Genomic DNA, 17,531 nt, shown 5'->3' with positions numbered 1-17,531 from the left:
ATTCAGGTCGCGGGGGTTACTTGCCCTGCTGCGCGAGTTTCAGGTAGTAGGCGCTGCTCTTGTCGGTGGGGTCGAGTTTCACGGCCTGCGCGTATGCCTCGGCGGCGCCCGCGTAGTTCTTCGCTTCGTAGCGGGTGCGGCCCAGCCACGCCCAGGCTTTGGCGTAGGTGGGGCTCTGCTGCGTGGCGGTCAGGAATCCGGCCTCGGCGGCGGTTTTGTCACCGGCCGTGTACTTCTGGTACGCGGCGCGGTAGGTCTGCACGGCGTTCAGGCCGTACTGCTGCGCCTCGGTGGCGAGGGTCAGGTTGAAGCGGTCGGCGGCGGTGGGGTTCGGCAGGGCGTTCAGGGCCGTGTAGGCGTCCAGCGCGGCCTGGGTGTTCCCGAGTTCCAGGGCCAGCCGTCCGGCTTCGCGTTGCGCCTCGGCGAAGTTGGGTGCGCTGCGGGCGGCTTCCTGGAATCCGGCGAGGGCCTGCGTTTTGCGGCCGGCCTCGCGGTCCCCGTAGGCGCGGCTGAAGGCGCGGGTGGCGGCGGGGCCGTAGCGTCCGGCGCTCTGCGCGAGCCCCTGGAAGTACGTCAGGGTCTTATCGGCGGGGTTCAGGGTGAGGGCGCGGGCGTACAGCGTCTGCGCCTGGGTGTAGTTCCCGGCTTCCAGCGCGGTGCGGGCGGCCCAGGTGGCGCAGGGGACGCTGTTCGGGTCGAGTTGCAGGCAGGCCGCGAAGAACGTGGCTGCCTGGTCGGGCATGTTGCGGGTGTACGCGGCGTACCCGAGGTTGTACTGCACGGCGCCCGCCTGCTGCGATTCGGCCGTTCCGGCGGCCGGTGCGGCGCGGAAGTAGGCGTTCCAGGCGAGTTCCGCCTGCCGCCAGAAGCCGACTTCGGTGTAGATCTGGGCGCGCAGTTTCAGGTAGTCGGGGTTGCCGGGCGCGGCGCTCACGGCGGTTTCGGCGGCGGCGGCCGCCTGTTTCCAGAGGGTCTGGTCGATGTTGGCGCTGCCGGCCGGGTAGGCGCTGCGGGCCTTGAGGGTCAGGTCGCGGGCCTCGGCGGCGGCCTGCGCGGCGCTCTGGGTCTGCGTGAGCAGGCTGGTGGGCGCGGGCGTGGGTGCGCTCTGGGCGGGTTCGGTCTGGGCGCTGGCGTGGCCCAGCAGGGCGGCGGTCAGGGTCAGGATCAGGGTGGGTCGGGTGGGGGTCATGGGTCTCCTTGGGGCGGGTGCGCCGGGTGAACGGGAGGGGGGGGCTCTCAACTGACTGACGGTCATTGTAATCACGCTTACCTGACGCTCAGGGGCGAACTTGCGTGAGGGGCCGTTCATGCTCCCGCCATCCGACCGGCACGCGGGGGGCAGCCGGGTGCGGGGCCGGCGGCTGGACTGGGATCAGCGGCAGGGTCGCGGGGCCGCCCGTCTGGTAAAACAGAGCATTGTGACGGACCTCGATTCTCCCCGCGTGTACCCGCTGCGCCTGTACGGCGACCCGGTGCTGCGCCGCAAAGCCAAACCCCTGCAGGCCACCGACACGCTGACCGTGCCGGGCTTCGATCCGCAGACGGTGCGGCAGGTGGCGAACAGCATGCTCGAAACGATGTTCGAGGCGCGCGGCGTCGGACTGGCCGCCCCGCAGATCGGCCTGCCCGTGCGGATGTTCGTGGCCGTCGAGTACGAGGACGACGAGGAAGAGAACGAGGGCGGCGACGACAACCTGCGCTCGCGGGTGCTGCGTGACTTCGTGATGCTCAACCCGGTCCTGAAGGTCATCAACAAGAAAAAGGACCGCTCGTACCAGGAGGGCTGCCTCAGCATTCCCGGCATCTACGAGGAGGGCGTGCCGCGCGCCCGCGCCGTGCAGGTGTCCTACACCGACCTGGACGGCATGAGCCGCGTGATCGAGGCGGACGATTACCTCGCGCGGGTGTTCCAGCATGAGGCCGACCACCTGGACGGCGTGATGTTCCTGGACCGCCTGCCGGCCGAGGTGACCGAGGATTACCGCAAGGAACTGCTGGCCATCCAGCAGAAATCCCGCGCGTTGCTGAACGACCTGGCCGCGCACGAGCAGCGCCGCCGCGCCGAGCGCGCATGAGCCGCCCGCCGCGCGTGGCGTTCTTCGGGTCGCCCGCCTTCGCCCTGCCGGTGCTGGAAGCGATCCGCGGGGCATTCGAGGTGGTGCTGGTGGTCGCGCAACCGGATAAACCGGTGGGGCGCGGCCTGAAGCTCACGCCGCCGCCCGTCGCGGCCCGCGCCGCCGAACTGGGCCTGCCGCTCGCGCAACCCACCCGCCTGCGCCGCAACCCGGATTTCGAGGCGACCCTGCGCGACTCCGGCGCGGACGTGGCCGTCACCTGCGCGTACGGCAAGATCCTGCCCGCCAGCGTGCTGGAGGTGCCCCGGTACGGGTTCCTGAACACGCACACCAGCCTGCTGCCCGCCTACCGGGGGGCCGCGCCGATCCAGTGGGCGCTGATCCGGGGCGAGGCCGTGACCGGCACGACGATCATGCAGACCGACGAGGGCATGGACACCGGCCCGGTGCTGCTTCAGGAGGCGCTGCCCATCGCGCCCGAGTGGACGGCCCATGAACTGGCGGACGCCCTGAGCGCGCAGGCGGCCCGGCTGATCGTGCAGGCGCTGTCCGACCTGGGCGGCCTGCAACCCACCCCGCAGGACGAGAACCTCGCCACGCACGCCCCAATGCTGACCAAGGAGGACGGCTTCGTCCGCTGGACCGACACGGCCGCGCAGATCGTGAACCGCTCCCGTGGCGTGGCCGCGTGGCCGCAGACGACCGCCTTCCTGGGCGGCGCGCGCCTGAAACTCGCGGGCCTCAGCGTCACCACTGGGTCCGGCCAGCCCGGCGAGGTGCTGGGCGTCACCGAGGGAGGCCTGACGGTCGCCGCGCAGGAGAGAGCCGTCCTGATCCGCACCGTGCAGCCCGAGGCCCGCAAGGCCCAGCCCGCCCACACCTGGGCGCAGGGCGCGGGCATCACGCCCGGCACCCGCCTCGACCAGTGGGAACCCACCGACCCCTGACCCCGTAAGGGACAGCGTGAAGCTCACCTTTCCCCTGACGCTGGAATTCAAGTTCAGCCTGTTCACCGAACTGCGCGTCACGGACGCGAGCGGCGCCCTCATCGCGCTCGTCAAGGAGAAGACCTTCAGCGTCCGCGACGAGGTCCGCGTGTACAGCGACGAGACCCGGAAAGTGCAGACGCACGCCATGAAAGCCCAGGGCTTCATGGCCGGCGCCCTCGACTGGAAAGCCCGGCGCTTCATCAGCCGCGCCGACGGCAGCCCCGTCGGCGCGCTCCAGGCGCAGGGCCTGCGGACCCTGTGGGGCGCCAGTTACGATCTGCTCGGCCCGGAACAGGAGGCCCGCTTCACCATCCGCGACGACCAACCCTGGCTGAGCGTCGTCGAGGGCGCCATCGGGGCCGTGCCGTTCATCGGGGACCTGATCGCCATGGGCTTCGACTACCTCGTGAACCCCACCTACACCGTCACCGACGCGGGCGGGCAACCCGCGTACCGCGTGCACAAGAAACGCAGCTTCCTGTCACGCCGCTTCACCGTGCAGGAACTCCAGCCCCGCCCCGGACAGGACGACGAACTGGTGCTGCTGGGCCTGATCCAGCTCGTGCTGCGCGAACGCGAACGAGGCTGAGCGCGGCCGTTCATCACGGCCAGCGGGTGTCCATGCGCTCGGGAGCCGCGCCGAACGCGGGGAACAGGTCAGCCAGTACCCCGTACCCATCCGGAGCGCGTCCGCCGGGTTCCTGAAGGCGCACCTCCCAGACTTCGTCGCTGAAACCGCTCAGGCGGCGCACCGTCACCCGGCCCGTCTCCAGGCGGCGCAGATACTCCCGCAGGAAGGTTTCGAGGTCGGGGGCCAGCACGAACCGGTGCTCCTCGTCGCGGCCCGTGGTGACGACCTGTCCCACGCGCCCGGCCGGACCAGGGTTCAGGTCCAGCGCCACGTGGTTCCCGCCCCCGTCGTGCAGGAACGGCAGCCAGTCGCCCGTGGCATATAGGAGGCGGATCGTGCCGGGCGGGTGCGATGCGATGCCCTCGTCCAGGTCGGTCATGCGATCGGCGGCAATTTCCGCCCACGACACCCGGTTGAATTCCAGATGCTCCAGGCTCAGGAACTCCAGGCCGAACAGGTCACCGCCGTCATGCCAGCGGTACAGGGCGCGCAGGGCGGGGGGCAGCGTCACGCCCTGCCGCGCCTCGAAGGCGTCCAGCGCGGCGTCGGTCAAGCCGGGGCGTAGCGTGGCGTGGTGCAGCGGGACCTCGCGCGCCACCCAGGCGTCCAGGCGGGCCAGCAGTTCGGGAAGGTCACGGGGTTCGGGCAGGGTCACGGGGGTCACGCGGCGTACCTCCAATGGCGGCGGGCGGCCCGCCCACACGCCCGTCGTGGCGTACAGGATCGCCGGGACGATCAGCAGGGGCATCAGCCAGCGCCACATGCCCCCAGCGTGACACAGCGGGCCAGGGCACGCTGCCTCACCTCAGCCCTTCCAGGCGGGCACCCGATCACCGTACTGCGCGTGGGCGTCGCAGCGGGATTTCAGCACGCACGCGCCGCACTTCGGGTCATACCACGAACACACGCGCTGGCCGTGCCGCAGCAGGTTCACGTGCAGTTCGTACAGGAACGCCGGGTCGGGCGGCAGCAGCTTCAGGAGTGCGCGGTGCGCGGCCTGTTCACCCATCTTCGGGATGGCGCCCACGCGGGTCGTGACGCGGTGCACGTGCGTGTCCACCGGGAAGACCGGCCGGGCATAGTTGAACAGCAGCACCAGGCTGGCGGTCTTGATGCCCACGCCGGGCAGGTCGGTCAGGACTTTCAGGGCGTCCTTGACCGGCAGGTCGCGCAGGTGCTCCAGGTCGTACCCGCCGGGTGAGTCGCGCAGCGCGGCCAGGGTCGCCTGGATGCGCGGGGCCTTGCTCTCGGGGTAGTTGCTGCGGCGGATGGCATGCGCCACGGCGTCCACGGGCGCGGCGATGATGGCGTCCCAGTCGCCCAGCGTGCGCAGCTCCCGGTACGCGGCTTCCTCGTCGGCGTGCGTGGTGCGCTGCGAGAGGATGGTGCTGATCAGCTCGTGCAGCGGCTCCCGGCGGGGTTTCAGGGGTCGCTCGCCGTACTCGGGCCGCAGGGTGTCTTTCATCCACACGAGCAGCGCGGCCCGCTCGTCATCCGGGCGGGCCACGTTCAGGGTCGTTTCAGCCGTCACGGCCTCAGGACTGATTGGGGGTGCTGCTGCCTTCAACCTCGTCGCGGCCACCCTCGGCGGGTTCGGGTTTCGCGGCGGGGTCCACGTTGGGGGCCTTGCCCTGCGCGGCGTCCGGGATGGGCTGGCTCTGCCCCTCGGCGGGGGACTGGTTGGCGGGGTCGTAGCCGGTCTTCTGCTCGTCGCTCATGCCTTCAGCTTGCGCGCGTGGCGGCGCGGTTGGATGGCGCGCACATCAGGACGCCTTAACGCAGCCCGCGCCCACCTGCACCCGAAACAAAAAATCCGCCCTGCGGGGCGGCCGTGGTGGTGTACCTTGATTTCTTCAATGTAGCGCGGAATGCACGGGGTGTCAAGGCTATGCAGCCAGCCTGAAAAACGCCCTGCAGCACGCATCTTTTCGGGGGGCAGAAGCAGGTGATGCAGTCTGCAACGGCTGGGGGGAGAGGCCCGCACACGCAGCTCCTCTCCCCCACCGACAGCCGGGTTCAGCTGTGCGTCATGTCGAGCGGCACGACCCACTCGTCGAACTCGGCGTCCGTGACGTAGCCCAGACTCAGGGCCGCTTCCTTCAGGCTGCTGCCTTCCTTGTGGGCTTTCTTGGCGATGGCGGCGGCCCGGTCATACCCGATGTGTTTGTTCAGGGCCGTGACCTGCATCAGGTTGATGCTGAGGTTGTGCTCGATCTTCTCGATGTTCGGCTCGATGCCGACCGCGCAGTTGTCGTTGAACGCGAGGCAGGCGTCACTGATCAGACGGATGCTTTCCAGCACGGCGTGCACCATGACGGGCTTGAACACGTTCAGCTGGAAGTTCCCCTGGCTGCCCGCGAACGCCACGGTCGCGTCGTTGCCGAACACGCGCGTGGCGACCATGGTCATGGCCTCGGACTGGGTGGGGTTCACCTTGCCGGGCATGATGGAGCTGCCGGGCTCGTTCTCGGGAATGACGATCTCGCCGATGCCGTTGCGGGGCCCGCTGGCCAGCCAGCGCACGTCGTTCGCCATCTTCATCAGCGCGCCCGCCAGGGTCCGCAACGCCGCCGAGGTCTGCACCAGCGCGTCGTGCGCGCTCAGGGCCGCGAACTTGTTCTGGGCGCTACGGAACGCGAAGCCCGTCTCCTCGGCGTACTTCTTCGCGGCCAGATCCCCGAACTGCGGGTGCGCGTTCAGGCCCGTCCCGACCGCCGTACCGCCGATCGCCAGTTCCAGCAGGCCCTCGCCCGCGTGCCGCACCTGCTCGAGCGCGTAATCCAGTTGCGCGACCCACCCGCCGATCTCCTGCCCCAGCGTGATGGGCGTGGCGTCTTGAAGGTGCGTGCGGCCCACCTTCACCAGCCCCGCATGCTCCTGCGCCTTGGCGTGCAGCGTATCGCGCAGCTTGCCCACACTGCCGTACAGCCGCTCGTTCAGTTCCAGCACCACCGCGATGTGCATGGCCGTCGGGAAGGTATCGTTGCTGCTCTGACCCCGGTTCACGTGATCGTTCGGGTGCACGGGCTTCTTGCTGCCCATCTCGCCGCCCGCGATCTCGATGGCGCGGTTGCTGATCACCTCGTTCGAGTTCATGTTGCTCTGCGTGCCCGACCCCGTCTGGAACACCACCAGCGGGAAGTGGTCATCCAGTTTCCCGGCAATCACCTCGTCGGCCGCCTGCACGATCAGGTCCGCCACGTCACGCGGCAGTTCCCCCAGATCCGCGTTCGCCTGCGCCGCGCCCTTCTTCAGGATGCCCAGCGCCCGGATCACCGGACGGCCCCACACGAACGTATCCCGCCCGATCGGGAAGTTATGGATGCTGCGCTCCGTCTGCGCGCCCCAGTAACGGCTGGCGTCCACATCCAGGGTGCCCATGGTGTCCGACTCTTTACGAATGTTGGTCATAGCACCTGAGTCTAAAGGCCCAGCCCCGACAGGAGGCCTGTCACGAACCGGGGAACGGGACACCCGGCGCGCTGCGGCAACTCTGCACACACCTGACCGGCCGCCCAGGTACGCTTGTTCAGTCCGCCCGCACCTTCCCCTCACGCACCCAGGAGGTTCCCATGAACACCCGCATCATCCTCAGCACCCTGCTCCTCACCCTGCCGCTCACGCCCACCGCCCACGCGCAGACCGACACCGCCGCCAGGAAAGCCATCCAGACCCAGCTGAAGACAAGCACCACCTTCTACCTCGGCAAGGGCTACAAGACCGTCAATGCCGACATGCTCGACATCAACTTCCTCGACGAGGGCGACACCGACACCGAACTCGTGTACACCCTGACCAGCGGCCGCGAGTACCTGATCTACGGCGTCTGCGACGAGGACTGCACCGACCTCGACATCAACGTCTACGACGCCAAGGGCAACCTGATCGCCACCGACGAGGAAGAAGACGACGTTCCCGCCGTCAGCGTGAAGGTCACCAAGACCGCCGACTACACCGTCGAAGTCGTCATGGCCGCCTGCGACAACGACCCCTGCTACTACGCCGTCGACGTCCTCCAGAAGAAATAAACCGGACAGCTGGCAGTGGCACTCCTTTTGAACCGGAGTGCCGCTCTACACTGCTGTCGATGAAGCAGTATCTCGATCTGATGCGGCATGTGCTGGAGCACGGCACCGTGAAAACCGACCGGACCGGCACCGGCACGCGCTCGGTGTTCGGCGCGCAGATGCGTTTCGACCTGCGTGACGGCTTCCCGCTCGTCACCACCAAGCGGGTGCACCTGAAAAGCGTGATCTACGAACTGCTGTGGTTCCTGCGCGGCGACACGAACGTGAAGTGGCTTCAGGAGCGCGGCGTGAGCATCTGGGACGAGTGGGCCGACGAGAACGGCGACCTGGGCCCCGTGTACAGCGCCCAGTGGCGCAGCTGGCCCACCCCGGACGGTGGCAGCATCGACCAGATCGCGCAGGTCATCGAGCAGATCAAACGCACCCCGGACAGCCGCCGCCTGATCGTGAACGCCTGGAACGTCGCGCAGATTGGCGACATGGCCCTGCCGCCCTGCCACGCGATGTTCCAGTTCTACGTGGCGGACGGGCGCCTCAGCTGCCAGCTTTATCAGCGCAGCGCGGATCTGTTTTTGGGCGTGCCGTTCAACATCGCGTCCTACGCGCTGCTGACCCTGATGGTCGCGCAGGTCTGCGGCCTGGAACCCGGCGAGTTCATCTGGACCGGCGGGGACGTCCACCTGTACAGCAACCACATGGAGCAGGTGGAACGGCAACTGGCGCGGGAGCCGCGTTCACTGCCCGTCATGCACCTGAGGGGCGAGGTCAGGGACATCTTCGAGTTCGGGTACGAGGACTTCCGCCTGGAAGGCTACGACCCGTACCCCGGCATCAAGGCTCCGGTGGCTGTATGAGCGGCTGCATCTTCTGCCGGATCGTGGCTGGGGACGCGCCTGCCAGCATGGTTGCGGGCAACGAACTGGCCGTCGCGTTTCTGGATATCGGGGCGTTCACGCGTGGGCACACGCTGGTCGTGCCCCGGCGGCACGCGGTGACTTTCACTGACCTGACCCCCGAGGAGGCCGCCGCCATGACCGCACTGGCGCAGGAGGTCGCGCGGGCCATCCAGAGCAGCGAGGTGAGGGGTGAGGGCTTCAACCTCTGGATGGCGAACGGCGCGGCAGCTGGGCAGGACGTGTTTCACGCGCACCTGCACGTCTTCCCCCGGCATGCGAAGGACGGCGTGAGTGTCGCTGTGGACGCCCTGTCCCCCACCCGCGCTGAACTGGACGAGGTGGCCGCCGGACTGCGCCGCGTTCTGGAGTCGGCATGACCCGCCCGTCGTTCGACGAGCTGGGGCTGGCGACGGCGCGGCTGTGGGCGTCGCGGAGTGCGGACAGCAAGGTGCGGGTGGGGGCGTGCATTCTGGACCGGCATCACCGGGTGGTGGGCGTGGGGTACAACGGGCGCGCGGCGGGTGAGCCGAACGAGCGCGAGAGCCTGTCGCAGGGGCACAGTGGGTTCATTCACGCGGAGGTGAACGCGCTGCTGGCCGCGAACTGGAACGGGGAGGGGCACACGCTGTACGTGACGCATGAGCCGTGCGCGGCGTGTGCGCGGCTGATCGTGAATTCGCGTCGGGTGGGGCGCGTGATCTTCGAGTCGGCGTACCGGGAGACGAACCGTGTGGAGTCGGGCCTGCCGAGCGGAGAGCAGATCCTGCGGGATGCGGGGATCGAGGTGATGCATGTCCCCGGTGCCTGAGCAGGTGGGGCCGGAACTGGTCGGCATTGTGGCCGTGACCGAGAACGGCGTGATCGGGCGGGATGGGGGGATGCCGTGGCACCTGCCGGCGGATCTGGCGCACTTCCGCTCGCTCAGTCGCGGGAAGCCGAACGTGATGGGCCGGAAGGTGTGGGATTCGCTGGGCGGGCGGCCGCTGCCGGGGCGGGAGAACATCGTCCTGACCCGAAATGCGGCGTTCAGCGCGCCGGGCGCGCGGGTGGCGCACTCCCCGCAGGAGGCGCTGGCGCTGTCCGGGAACGTGCCGGAGGTGGCGATCATCGGTGGGGCGGAGGTGTATGCGCTGTTCCTGCCGCAGCTGACCCGCGTGGAACTCACGCTGATTCACGCGCGGCTGGACGGCGATACCTTCATGCCGGACCTGGGAGACGGGTGGGTGGTGACGCAGGAGCGAACGCGTGCGGCGGACGACGCGAACCCCTTCGACCTGACGTTCCGGACGTTGCGGCGCGCGTAGGAACCGGGGTTCAGTCTGGTTGGTGCGGGTCGGTGTCGGCTTTCCAGCTGTTCCGGCCGGCGGCCTTGGCGCGGTACAGGGCCTGGTCGGCGCGGGCGATCAGGGTGGGGAGCGTGTCGGGCGGACGGTTCGGGGCGTGGCAGGCGACGCTCACGCCGATGCTGACGGTCACGCGGCCCACGCCGGGCCAGTGGTGCGCAGCGAAGGCGCGGCACAGGCGGGCGGCCTGCACCTGCGCGGTCAGCAGGTCCGTGCCGGGCAGGACGGCCATGAATTCCTCGCCTCCCCAGCGGCCCACGACGGCGGGGGACGGCAGGAGGTCGCTGGTCAGGGTGGCGGCCCCGATCAGCACGGTGTCGCCAGCCTGGTGGCCGTACTGGTCGTTCACGCGTTTGAAGTGATCGAGGTCCAGCAGCAGGACCGCGCCGCCCTCGCCGGGGGTCAGCAGGGTTTCCACGGCCGGGTACAGGCCGCGCCGGTTGGGCAGCCCGGTCAGCTGGTCGGTGTGCGCGAGTTGCTGCGCGAGGTGCAGGCGGGCGCGCTGCGCCTCGAACTGCCCCCGGTACCAGGAGAGGGCGTGCACGAACACCAGGGTGATGCCGGCGGTCAGTTGCACGCGGACCAGCTCGGCCGATACCGGCTGCGCGGTCAGCAGCAGCCCGCCGAGCGGCAGGGCGCAGCTGAGCAGGTACGCGGCGGCGCTGTACAGCCCGGCGATGCGGGGGCGGGAGATCAGGTGCGCGACCATGCAGACCGTGACGAGCATCCAGTACGGCGCGTCGTTGCTGGCCAGGGTGTTCGGGTCCGGGCCGAGTGTCTGCTCGAGGATCTGCGCGAGGTGCGCGACGTTCATGCAGATGAACACGGCCCGCTCTATGAACGGGACGGATCGCCGGGCCAGCAGCCAGCCGGTGCTGAACAGCACCATGATGGTCAGCGCCGGCACGAGGACACCGGTATACACGTCGGTGCGGCCCTGAAAGTTCCCGACCGCGAACACGATGGTCAGGACGATCAGTCCGGCGGCGAGGGCCAGCAGGTACACGCGGCGGCGCAGTTCCTCGGGCGGCAGCAGGGTCCCGTCCGGGGTGGGCAGGGTGGGCCGCTGCTCGGGGGGGCCGCTCATGGTGCTTCTCAGCTTACGGGGTGCGGGGCGGCGCGTCTTGCCCCCACGCGGGGCAGTACGTGCCCGCCCAGTCACTGCCACCAGTTACTGCCACCAGTCGCCGCCCGGTCACCGGACGGCAGGCTCTACACTGCCCGGTATGGGTCACATGCAGCTGGTGCAGGAGCAGAAGGGCAACGGGTTGACGTTACGCATTCACGCGCTGACGCACGTCACGCGGTTCTCGCACGGCAGTGACGGTCTGAACGAGTCCCGCGAGATGGACGGCCGTTTCACGGTCGAGGCCGAGTTGCACGGCAGCGGCGTGCTGATCGAGCCGGGCGCGTTCCAGTACTCGGTGGGGCAGGTGCAGGCGGCGGTGGAACAGCAGCAGCAGGGCGGGTTCCTGCGCCGCGCCATGGCGACGGCCGGAACGGGCGAGAGTGCCTTCGCCACGCGCTTTACCGGGCAGGGCCGGGTCTGGACGGAACCCACGCGGCGGCACTTCATCATCGCGGAGTCCACCGGGGACGCCGGGGACGACATGATTCTGGATGACCGGGCCTTCTACCTCGCGCAGGACACCATGCAGCTGGGCGTGCACACGCACAACACGGTGTCGGGCGCGCTGTCCGGGAACGGCCTGCGGCAGCCCAAGCTGACCGGGCGGGGCATCTTCGTGGTCGAGTCCCCGGTGCCCGTCTCGGAGGTCGAGGTCATCGAACTGAACGGGAGCGACTCGGTGATCGTGGACGGCGACATGATCCTGATGTACTCGGCGTCCCTGCGGGTGGAACTGCGCCCCCTGGTGCGCGGCGTCCGCAACGCCATGCGCAGCGGCGAGGGGCTGGTGTTCGTGATCAGCGGGAAAGGCACGGTGTTCCTGACGCCCACGCACCGCAACGCGTCGATCGCCAGTACGGCCCTGACCTGATCGGCGGGCCCCCCACCGTGCCTGTCCCGCAGTCCGTGCCCGCCGGGGCTGGCACAATGCCGGGCATGAGTCTGGTTGATGTTGCCATTGTCGGGGCGGGTCCGGTGGGTCTGGCCGCCGCCATTGCCTGCAAACGTGCAGGCCTGAGTTACGTGGTGCTGGAGAAGGGCTGCGTCGTGAACGCCATCTTCGAGTACCCCACGTACATGACGTTCTTCACGACCGCGCCGGAACTGGAGATCGGGAATCACCCGATGGTGACCGGGCACGACAAACCCGACCGCCGCGACGCGCTGATGTACTACCGGCTGGTCACGCAGCGGGAAGAACTGAACGTCGAGCAGTACACCGAGGTCACGCGCGTGCACGCCGCCCCGGCGGGCTTCACGCTGGCCGTCGAGAAACGCGACGGTACGCCCGGCGTGGTCGAGGCGCGGCGCGTGGTGGTCGCCACCGGGTACTACGACAACCCGCTGCCGCTGGGCATTCCCGGTGAGGACGGCGAGAACGTCAGCCACTACTACACCGAGGCGCACCCGTTCATGGGCCTGAACGTCACGGTGATCGGCGCGGGCAACAGCGCCGCCGACGCCGCGCTGGACCTGTGGCGCGGCGGCGCGAACGTGACCATGGTCGTGCGCGCCCCGGAATTGAAAAGCACCATCAAGTACTGGGTGCGCCCGGACCTGGAAAACCGCATCCGCGAGGGCAGCATCGCCGCGCACTTCAACTCGCAGGTCGTGCAGATCGCCGGGGATCACGTGAAGGTGCGCGGCGAGGACGGCGGCGTGCGCGACCTGCCCACGCACTTCACGTTCGCGCTGACCGGCTACCGGCCGGACCTGTCGTTCCTGGCGGACCTGAATCTCGCGGCGCAGCCGGACGAGTGCCTGGTGCTCGACGAGCACTACCAGAGCAGCGTGCCGGGCCTGTTCGTGGTGGGCAGCGCGGGCTTTGCCGGGAAGACCAATCAGGTGTTCATCGAGAACGGCCGTCACCACGCCGTGGCCGCCATCGCCGAGGTCGAGCGGCAGCTGGCCGGTCAGCGGGACCTTCAGCCCGGCTGAAGAGGGGGCGCTCATGGCAGGGCGCGTGGCCCGTGAAATACTGCCGGGCATGACCCTGTCCCGCCGCACCTGGCTTCTGAGCGCACTCCTGCTGGGCGGCACCGGAAGTGTGGCCCAGACGGCGACCGACCCGGCCCCACCTGCGCAGAGCGTACCGGGCATTCCGGCCCTGCCTCCCGGTCCGGTGCCCGCGCCGCCCGCGCCCATCACTCCGGCGCCCATTACGCCGGCACCCATTACCCCGGCACCTGTTACCCCGGAGCCCACCCCGCCGGCTCCCGTGACCCCGCCCGCCGACCCGGCTCCGTCGCCGGTGCCAGCCCCCTCCCCCACCCCGGTGCCGGCCCCGCCGGTTCCCACACCGGTCGTCACGACCCCTGCCCCCGCGAAGATCACGGCCCCGCTGCTGATCAATGTGGAAGCGCAGTGGCCGGCGCTGGTGAACGGCAAGAAGACCACGGTGCCGTTCACGCGGACCCTGACCATTCCGGGCAAGCGCGTGGACCTGCTGCGGCAGCGCGGCGTGATCACCGAGAGCCTGGAAGCCGACCTGCAACGCTTCGTGCGGGAACTGCCCACCACCCCGCAGGACGCCCGCTTCGAGGAACTGTGGAACGGCTGGGCGGTCGTGCAGCGCAACGGTCTGTCCGTGAACATGGACCGCACCCGCGCGAATCTGCTGGCCGCGCTGAAAGACCCGCGCGGCGTGAAGGTGAGCGTGGTGCTGGGCACGCAGACCGCACCGAAGCGCACCCTGAGCTTCTTCTCGTCGCGCGGCGTCACCGCGCACCTGGGCACCGGCGAGACGAACTACTACGGCAGCAGCCCGGCGCGCGTGACGAACATTCACGTCGGGTCGCGGCCCTTCCAGGACCGGCTGGTGGAAGGCAAGACCGTCTCGTTCAACCAGATGGTCGGGCCGATCACCACCCGCGCGGGCTTCGTGACCGGGCTGGTCATCTCGGGGGAACGCACCGCCGACGGCGTGGGCGGGGGCATCTGTCAGGTGAGCACCACGGTCTTCCGCGCGCTGTACGGCGCGGGCCTGCCCATCCTGGAACGCCGTAACCACTCGTATCAGGTGCGGTACTACGATCCGCAGGGTCTGGACGCCAGCATCTACCAGCCCAGCCTGGATCTGCGCTTCGCGAACGACACGGGCGGCGCGCTGTGGTTCCAGACCGACTGGAACGACCAGGAGTCACGCCTGACTGTTCACGTATTCGGGAAGGCGCGTGACTTCACGGTGCAGATCGGCGTGCCGAAGACCCTGAGCACCACGCCCCCGCCGCCCGACCGCCTGATTCCGGATGCCGGCGTCCCGGCCGGGCAGCGCCGTCAGGTGGACTGGGCCGCGCCGGGCGCCGTGATCGAGGTCACGCGGTCCTTCGTGCGCGGCGGCAGGGTGTTCAGGCAGGACACCCTGAAAAGCACGTACCGTCCCTGGCCGAACATCTTCCTCGTGGGTCGCTGACCCGCAGCGAGAAGGGGCCGCGCAAGCATGACGCGGCCCCTTTCCCGTTCATCCCCCCGCCTATTCCTCGGCGGCGTATCCGAGCAGGTTCAGCAGGCGGTCGAGTTCCTCGCGGGAGGCGTAATTCAGTTCCACACGGCCCCGGTCCTCGCCCGTGATGCGCACGCGGGTCCCGGTGCGGCGGCTCAGGTCCAGTTCCAGCTGCCGGTAGGCGCGCGGCGGGTTCACCTTGACGGGCGCGTCGGCACGGCGTTCGCGTTTCAGGGCCTCGGCGTCCCGGACGCTCAGGTTGCGGGTCGTGATCTGCTCGAGCGCCCAGGCGCGGTCGGTATCGGGTTGCGAGAGGATCGCGCGGGCGTGCCCGGCGCTGATCTGCCCGGCGTCCAGGGCGCGCAGCGCAGCGTCGGGCAGGCTCAGCAGGCGCAGTGCGTTCGACACGGCGCTGCGGCTCTTGCCGACTGCCTGCGCCACGCCTTCCTGGTTCAGGCCCTGTTCCATCAGGGTCTGGTACGCGCGGGCCTCTTCCAGCGGGCCCAGGTCCTCGCGTTGCAGATTCTCGACGATGGCGATTTCCAGCGCCTCGCGGTCCCCGAGGTCGCGGATGATGACGGGAACCTCGGTCAGTCCGGCCAGCTGACTGGCGCGCCAGCGGCGTTCCCCGGCGACGATCTCGAAGTGCTCGGCGCGCGGGCGGACCAGCAGGGGTTGCAGCACGCCCTTGTCCCGGATGCTCTGCGCGAGTTCCGCCAGCGCCTCGGGCGCGAACACCTGCCGGGGCTGGTAGGCGGCCTGCACGATCTGGGTGATCTTCAGGGTCTGCACCTGCGGGCCGCCCGGGTCGGGTTGCGGTTCGGCGGGGCGGGCCAGCAGCGCGTCCAGGCCACGGCCCAGGCTAGATTTTCTCGACACGTTGCATCACCTCCTCGCTCAGGCGTTTGTACGCGGCGGCCCCGGCGGACAGCGGCGCGAAGGCGTTGATGGGTTTGGCGTAACTGGGCGCCTCAGACAGGCGCACGTTGCGCGGCACGACCGACCAGAACACCAGTTCCCCGAAATGCTGCCGGACCATGCTCTCGACTTCCTGCGAGAGGTTGGTGCGGCCGTCGAACATGGTCAGCACGACGCCCAGCACCTTCAGGCGCGGGTTCAGGCCGCCCTGCACGCGCTCGACGGTCTCCATCATGCCGGCCAGTCCCTCGAGCGCGTAGTACTCGGCCTGCAGGGGGATCAGCAGCGCGTCCGAGGCGGCCAGCACGTTCACGGTCAGCGGCCCCAGGCTGGGCGGCGCGTCGATCAGGACCACGTCGTAGCCGCTCACGCTGGCCAGCAGGCGGGCCAGGGCGTCCGGGTCCTCGGCGAGTTCCACGCCCGCGCCGGCCAGATCCGGCGTGGCGGGCAGCACCCGCAGGCCGGCCTGGGCGGTGTCCAGCGTGAATTCGTCCACGCGGGCCGGTTCGCCCAGCGCCTCGTACAGACCCTGGGTGGCGCCGCGCAGGCCCAGGCCGCTGGTGGCGTTGCCCTGCGGGTCCATGTCGAGCAGCAGCACCCTCTTGCCCCCGGCGGCGAGGTACGCGGCGAGGTTCACGGCGGTGGTGGTCTTGCCGACCCCGCCCTTCTGGTTGACCACGCCGAGAACCTTCATGCGCCCGCCTGGATGGGGGCGCGGGTGCCCGCGTGGGTAGAGTTACCTGGAAGTCGCATTCGTGTCACCGTGCCGACCAGAATAGCGGTTGCTGGTTGGGCACACCTTCACGCCTGGGGTACTTCTCGGGCGTGGGGCCGGTCTTCTCGATCACGATCAGGGTGCGGGCGTCGCCCAGCACGGGCAGCGTGAAGGCGTCCACGACAGTCACGCGGCCACCCACCTCGGCGGCGGCCTGCCGGCCAGCCTGTAACTCGGCCTCGCTGATCGGTCCTTTCTGCGCGACCAGTCGCCCGCCGGGCTTCAGCAGTGGCAGGCCCAGTTCGGCCAGGATGGGCAGGGCGGCCACGGCGCGGCACACCACGCGGTCGTAGCCTTCGCGGTGGTCGGGGTCACGGCCCAGCGTCTCGGCGCGGCCCACCTGTGGGGTGACGTTGGGCAGGTCCAGCGAGGCGGCGGCGGCGCGCACGAAGTCGATCTTCTTGCGGATCGAGTCCAGCGGCGTGAAGGTTGTGCCCGGCGCCATGATCGCCAGTGGCAACGCCGGGAAGCCCGCACCCGTCCCCAGGTCGATGACGCGCCCGGCCCCGTCCAGATGCCCGCCGCGCAGGCAGCTGAGGGAATCCACGAAGTGCTTCAGGACGATGTCCGGTTCGGTCTTCAGGGCGGTCAGGTTCACGCGGGTGTTCGCCTCGACCAGCAGTTCCAGCAGCGCGGCGAAGGCCGGAATCTGGGCGTCCACGTTCAGGCCCAGTTCGGCGGCACCCTGGCGCAGCAGCGCCTCGCCTTCGGGGGTCATCTGGCCTCCGGTGGGACAGGCGTGTTCGCCTGTTCCACCCGAGCGGATGCGAGCAGGGAAAGAGCGGGCGCCGGGCGTGGAGACCGTCCCGCAGCGCAGTTCTGCGGGATGGCCGTAACAGACGGGGCTCGCTTCACAGTTTGTACCTGAGTTTCATTTCCTGGTACCTCTCGTATACGTATTCATCGGTGTCCTCCAGCGGCAGGGCGTCCAGCATGGGCAGCAGCGTGTCGCGCAGCACCTGCCCGCGTGCCATCCACTGAAAATACCGTCTGCCGCCGTGGTCATACGGCCCGTACAGTTTCGAGCCCGGCACCAGTTCCAGCAGGCGCTCGAACAGACGCTGGTGGCGGGTGTGCATGCGCAGCGTGATCTGCGGCTGCTTGCCGTCGCCGCCGAACGAACCCTCGCCGATCAGGATGCCCAGCAGCAGGCCCTGATGAAAGTCATTCAGCGGTGCGGGCGGTGTGGGCGGTGTGGGCGGGTGGGTGGAATGCATGTCTGTGATGGCGACCTCCGGCCGGGCAGACCTGTTTTCAGCAGGGTGCCCCTGTTTCACCGTCAAGTTTCCCGTGAAACATCCGGGG

The 17,531-nt window shown here is 69.3% G+C and carries 21 protein-coding genes; 11 read left to right on the top strand and 10 right to left on the bottom strand.

Annotated elements, in window-relative coordinates:
• Positions 1-16 precede the first annotated feature (16 nt).
• Entirely contained in the window at positions 17-1,189 is a 1,173-nt protein-coding gene (locus tag BXU09_RS06730) for a tetratricopeptide repeat protein (RefSeq protein ID WP_078301355.1), read from the bottom strand.
• 262 nt (positions 1,190-1,451) lie between these two features.
• Here BXU09_RS06730 and def point away from each other — a divergent pair, with 262 nt between their 5' ends.
• Genes def through BXU09_RS06715 form a run of 3 tightly spaced genes read left to right on the top strand, consistent with a single transcriptional unit; the run spans position 1,452 to position 3,653 of the window.
• Positions 1,452-2,075 (top strand): peptide deformylase, encoded by a 624-nt coding sequence (gene def / locus BXU09_RS06725; RefSeq protein ID WP_240501322.1) that lies wholly within the window; start codon positions 1,452-1,454, stop codon positions 2,073-2,075.
• Positions 2,072-3,022 carry a methionyl-tRNA formyltransferase gene (gene fmt, locus BXU09_RS06720; RefSeq protein WP_078301352.1) on the top strand — a complete coding sequence of 317 codons (951 nt, stop codon included), beginning with the start codon at positions 2,072-2,074 and terminating at the stop codon, positions 3,020-3,022. Before def ends, fmt begins: the two co-directional genes overlap by 4 nt.
• A 16-nt stretch (positions 3,023-3,038) precedes the next feature.
• Entirely contained in the window at positions 3,039-3,653 is a 615-nt protein-coding gene (locus tag BXU09_RS06715) for a hypothetical protein (RefSeq protein ID WP_078301351.1), read from the top strand.
• Between the two features lie 13 nt (positions 3,654-3,666).
• Here BXU09_RS06715 and BXU09_RS06710 read toward each other — a convergent pair whose 3' ends face one another.
• The 4 genes from BXU09_RS06710 to fumC form a co-directional block, all read right to left on the bottom strand.
• A complete protein-coding gene (locus BXU09_RS06710; protein WP_078301350.1) occupies positions 3,667-4,458 on the bottom strand; it encodes an SMI1/KNR4 family protein in 792 nt (263 codons plus the stop codon).
• A gap of 42 nt (positions 4,459-4,500) precedes the next feature.
• On the bottom strand, positions 4,501-5,160 hold the full coding sequence (nth, locus tag BXU09_RS06705) for an endonuclease III (RefSeq protein ID WP_078304818.1): 660 nt from the start codon (positions 5,158-5,160) through the stop codon (positions 4,501-4,503).
• Positions 5,161-5,230: 70 nt separating this feature from the next.
• Complete coding sequence (locus BXU09_RS06700) at positions 5,231-5,413, bottom strand: hypothetical protein (protein WP_078301348.1); 183 nt, start codon at positions 5,411-5,413, stop codon at positions 5,231-5,233.
• 298 nt (positions 5,414-5,711) lie between these two features.
• Positions 5,712-7,106 carry a class II fumarate hydratase gene (fumC, locus tag BXU09_RS06695; protein WP_078301347.1) on the bottom strand — a complete coding sequence of 465 codons (1,395 nt, stop codon included), beginning with the start codon at positions 7,104-7,106 and terminating at the stop codon, positions 5,712-5,714.
• Positions 7,107-7,267: 161 nt separating this feature from the next.
• Between fumC and BXU09_RS06690 the strand changes: the two genes are divergently transcribed.
• From BXU09_RS06690 to BXU09_RS06670, 5 genes are read left to right on the top strand one after another with little or no spacing between them, the layout of a single operon-like run.
• Positions 7,268-7,723, top strand: a complete 456-nt coding sequence (locus BXU09_RS06690) for a hypothetical protein (RefSeq protein WP_078301345.1) — start codon at positions 7,268-7,270, stop codon at positions 7,721-7,723.
• 59 nt (positions 7,724-7,782) lie between these two features.
• Positions 7,783-8,577: a thymidylate synthase gene (locus tag BXU09_RS06685; RefSeq protein WP_078301344.1), complete on the top strand. Its 795-nt coding sequence runs from the start codon at positions 7,783-7,785 to the stop codon at positions 8,575-8,577.
• Positions 8,574-8,996: an HIT domain-containing protein gene (locus BXU09_RS06680; protein WP_078301342.1), complete on the top strand. Its 423-nt coding sequence runs from the start codon at positions 8,574-8,576 to the stop codon at positions 8,994-8,996. The genes BXU09_RS06685 and BXU09_RS06680 overlap by 4 nt, the downstream gene beginning before the upstream one ends.
• The gene (locus BXU09_RS06675; protein WP_078301341.1) at positions 8,993-9,427 is read left to right on the top strand and encodes a deaminase; all 435 of its coding nucleotides are present in this window, start codon (positions 8,993-8,995) and stop codon (positions 9,425-9,427) included. Before BXU09_RS06680 ends, BXU09_RS06675 begins: the two co-directional genes overlap by 4 nt.
• Entirely contained in the window at positions 9,411-9,923 is a 513-nt protein-coding gene (locus tag BXU09_RS06670; RefSeq protein WP_078301339.1) for a dihydrofolate reductase, read from the top strand. Before BXU09_RS06675 ends, BXU09_RS06670 begins: the two co-directional genes overlap by 17 nt.
• Before the next feature lie 10 nt (positions 9,924-9,933).
• Here BXU09_RS06670 and BXU09_RS06665 read toward each other — a convergent pair whose 3' ends face one another.
• The gene (locus BXU09_RS06665) at positions 9,934-11,049 is read right to left on the bottom strand and encodes a GGDEF domain-containing protein (RefSeq protein WP_078301338.1); all 1,116 of its coding nucleotides are present in this window, start codon (positions 11,047-11,049) and stop codon (positions 9,934-9,936) included.
• Between the two features lie 139 nt (positions 11,050-11,188).
• Here BXU09_RS06665 and BXU09_RS06660 point away from each other — a divergent pair, with 139 nt between their 5' ends.
• The 3 genes from BXU09_RS06660 to BXU09_RS06650 all read left to right on the top strand — a co-directional run bounded on the left by BXU09_RS06660 (position 11,189) and on the right by BXU09_RS06650 (position 14,503).
• Entirely contained in the window at positions 11,189-11,962 is a 774-nt protein-coding gene (locus tag BXU09_RS06660) for an AIM24 family protein (protein WP_230270432.1), read from the top strand.
• Between the two features lie 65 nt (positions 11,963-12,027).
• On the top strand, positions 12,028-13,029 hold the full coding sequence (locus BXU09_RS06655) for a YpdA family putative bacillithiol disulfide reductase (protein ID WP_078301336.1): 1,002 nt from the start codon (positions 12,028-12,030) through the stop codon (positions 13,027-13,029).
• 49 nt (positions 13,030-13,078) lie between these two features.
• Positions 13,079-14,503, top strand: coding sequence for a VanW family protein (locus BXU09_RS06650; protein ID WP_078301335.1), 1,425 nt, complete (start codon positions 13,079-13,081; stop codon positions 14,501-14,503).
• 60 nt (positions 14,504-14,563) lie between these two features.
• Here BXU09_RS06650 and BXU09_RS06645 read toward each other — a convergent pair whose 3' ends face one another.
• The 4 genes from BXU09_RS06645 to BXU09_RS06630 form a co-directional block, all read right to left on the bottom strand.
• Positions 14,564-15,412: a ParB/RepB/Spo0J family partition protein gene (locus tag BXU09_RS06645; RefSeq protein ID WP_078301333.1), complete on the bottom strand. Its 849-nt coding sequence runs from the start codon at positions 15,410-15,412 to the stop codon at positions 14,564-14,566.
• Positions 15,396-16,145 carry a ParA family protein gene (locus tag BXU09_RS06640; RefSeq protein WP_055364015.1) on the bottom strand — a complete coding sequence of 250 codons (750 nt, stop codon included), beginning with the start codon at positions 16,143-16,145 and terminating at the stop codon, positions 15,396-15,398. The genes BXU09_RS06645 and BXU09_RS06640 overlap by 17 nt, the downstream gene beginning before the upstream one ends.
• Before the next feature lie 64 nt (positions 16,146-16,209).
• Positions 16,210-16,944 (bottom strand): 16S rRNA (guanine(527)-N(7))-methyltransferase RsmG, encoded by a 735-nt coding sequence (rsmG, locus tag BXU09_RS06635; protein ID WP_078301332.1) that lies wholly within the window; start codon positions 16,942-16,944, stop codon positions 16,210-16,212.
• Between the two features lie 133 nt (positions 16,945-17,077).
• On the bottom strand, positions 17,078-17,443 hold the full coding sequence (locus BXU09_RS06630; protein ID WP_078301330.1) for a hypothetical protein: 366 nt from the start codon (positions 17,441-17,443) through the stop codon (positions 17,078-17,080).
• Positions 17,444-17,531 lie beyond the last annotated feature (88 nt).

The sequence above is a fragment of the Deinococcus sp. LM3 genome, from assembly GCF_002017875.1.
Taxonomy (GTDB): domain Bacteria; phylum Deinococcota; class Deinococci; order Deinococcales; family Deinococcaceae; genus Deinococcus.
Note: the sequence above shows the minus strand (reverse complement) of the source record. Positions and strands in the feature narration are given on the sequence as shown.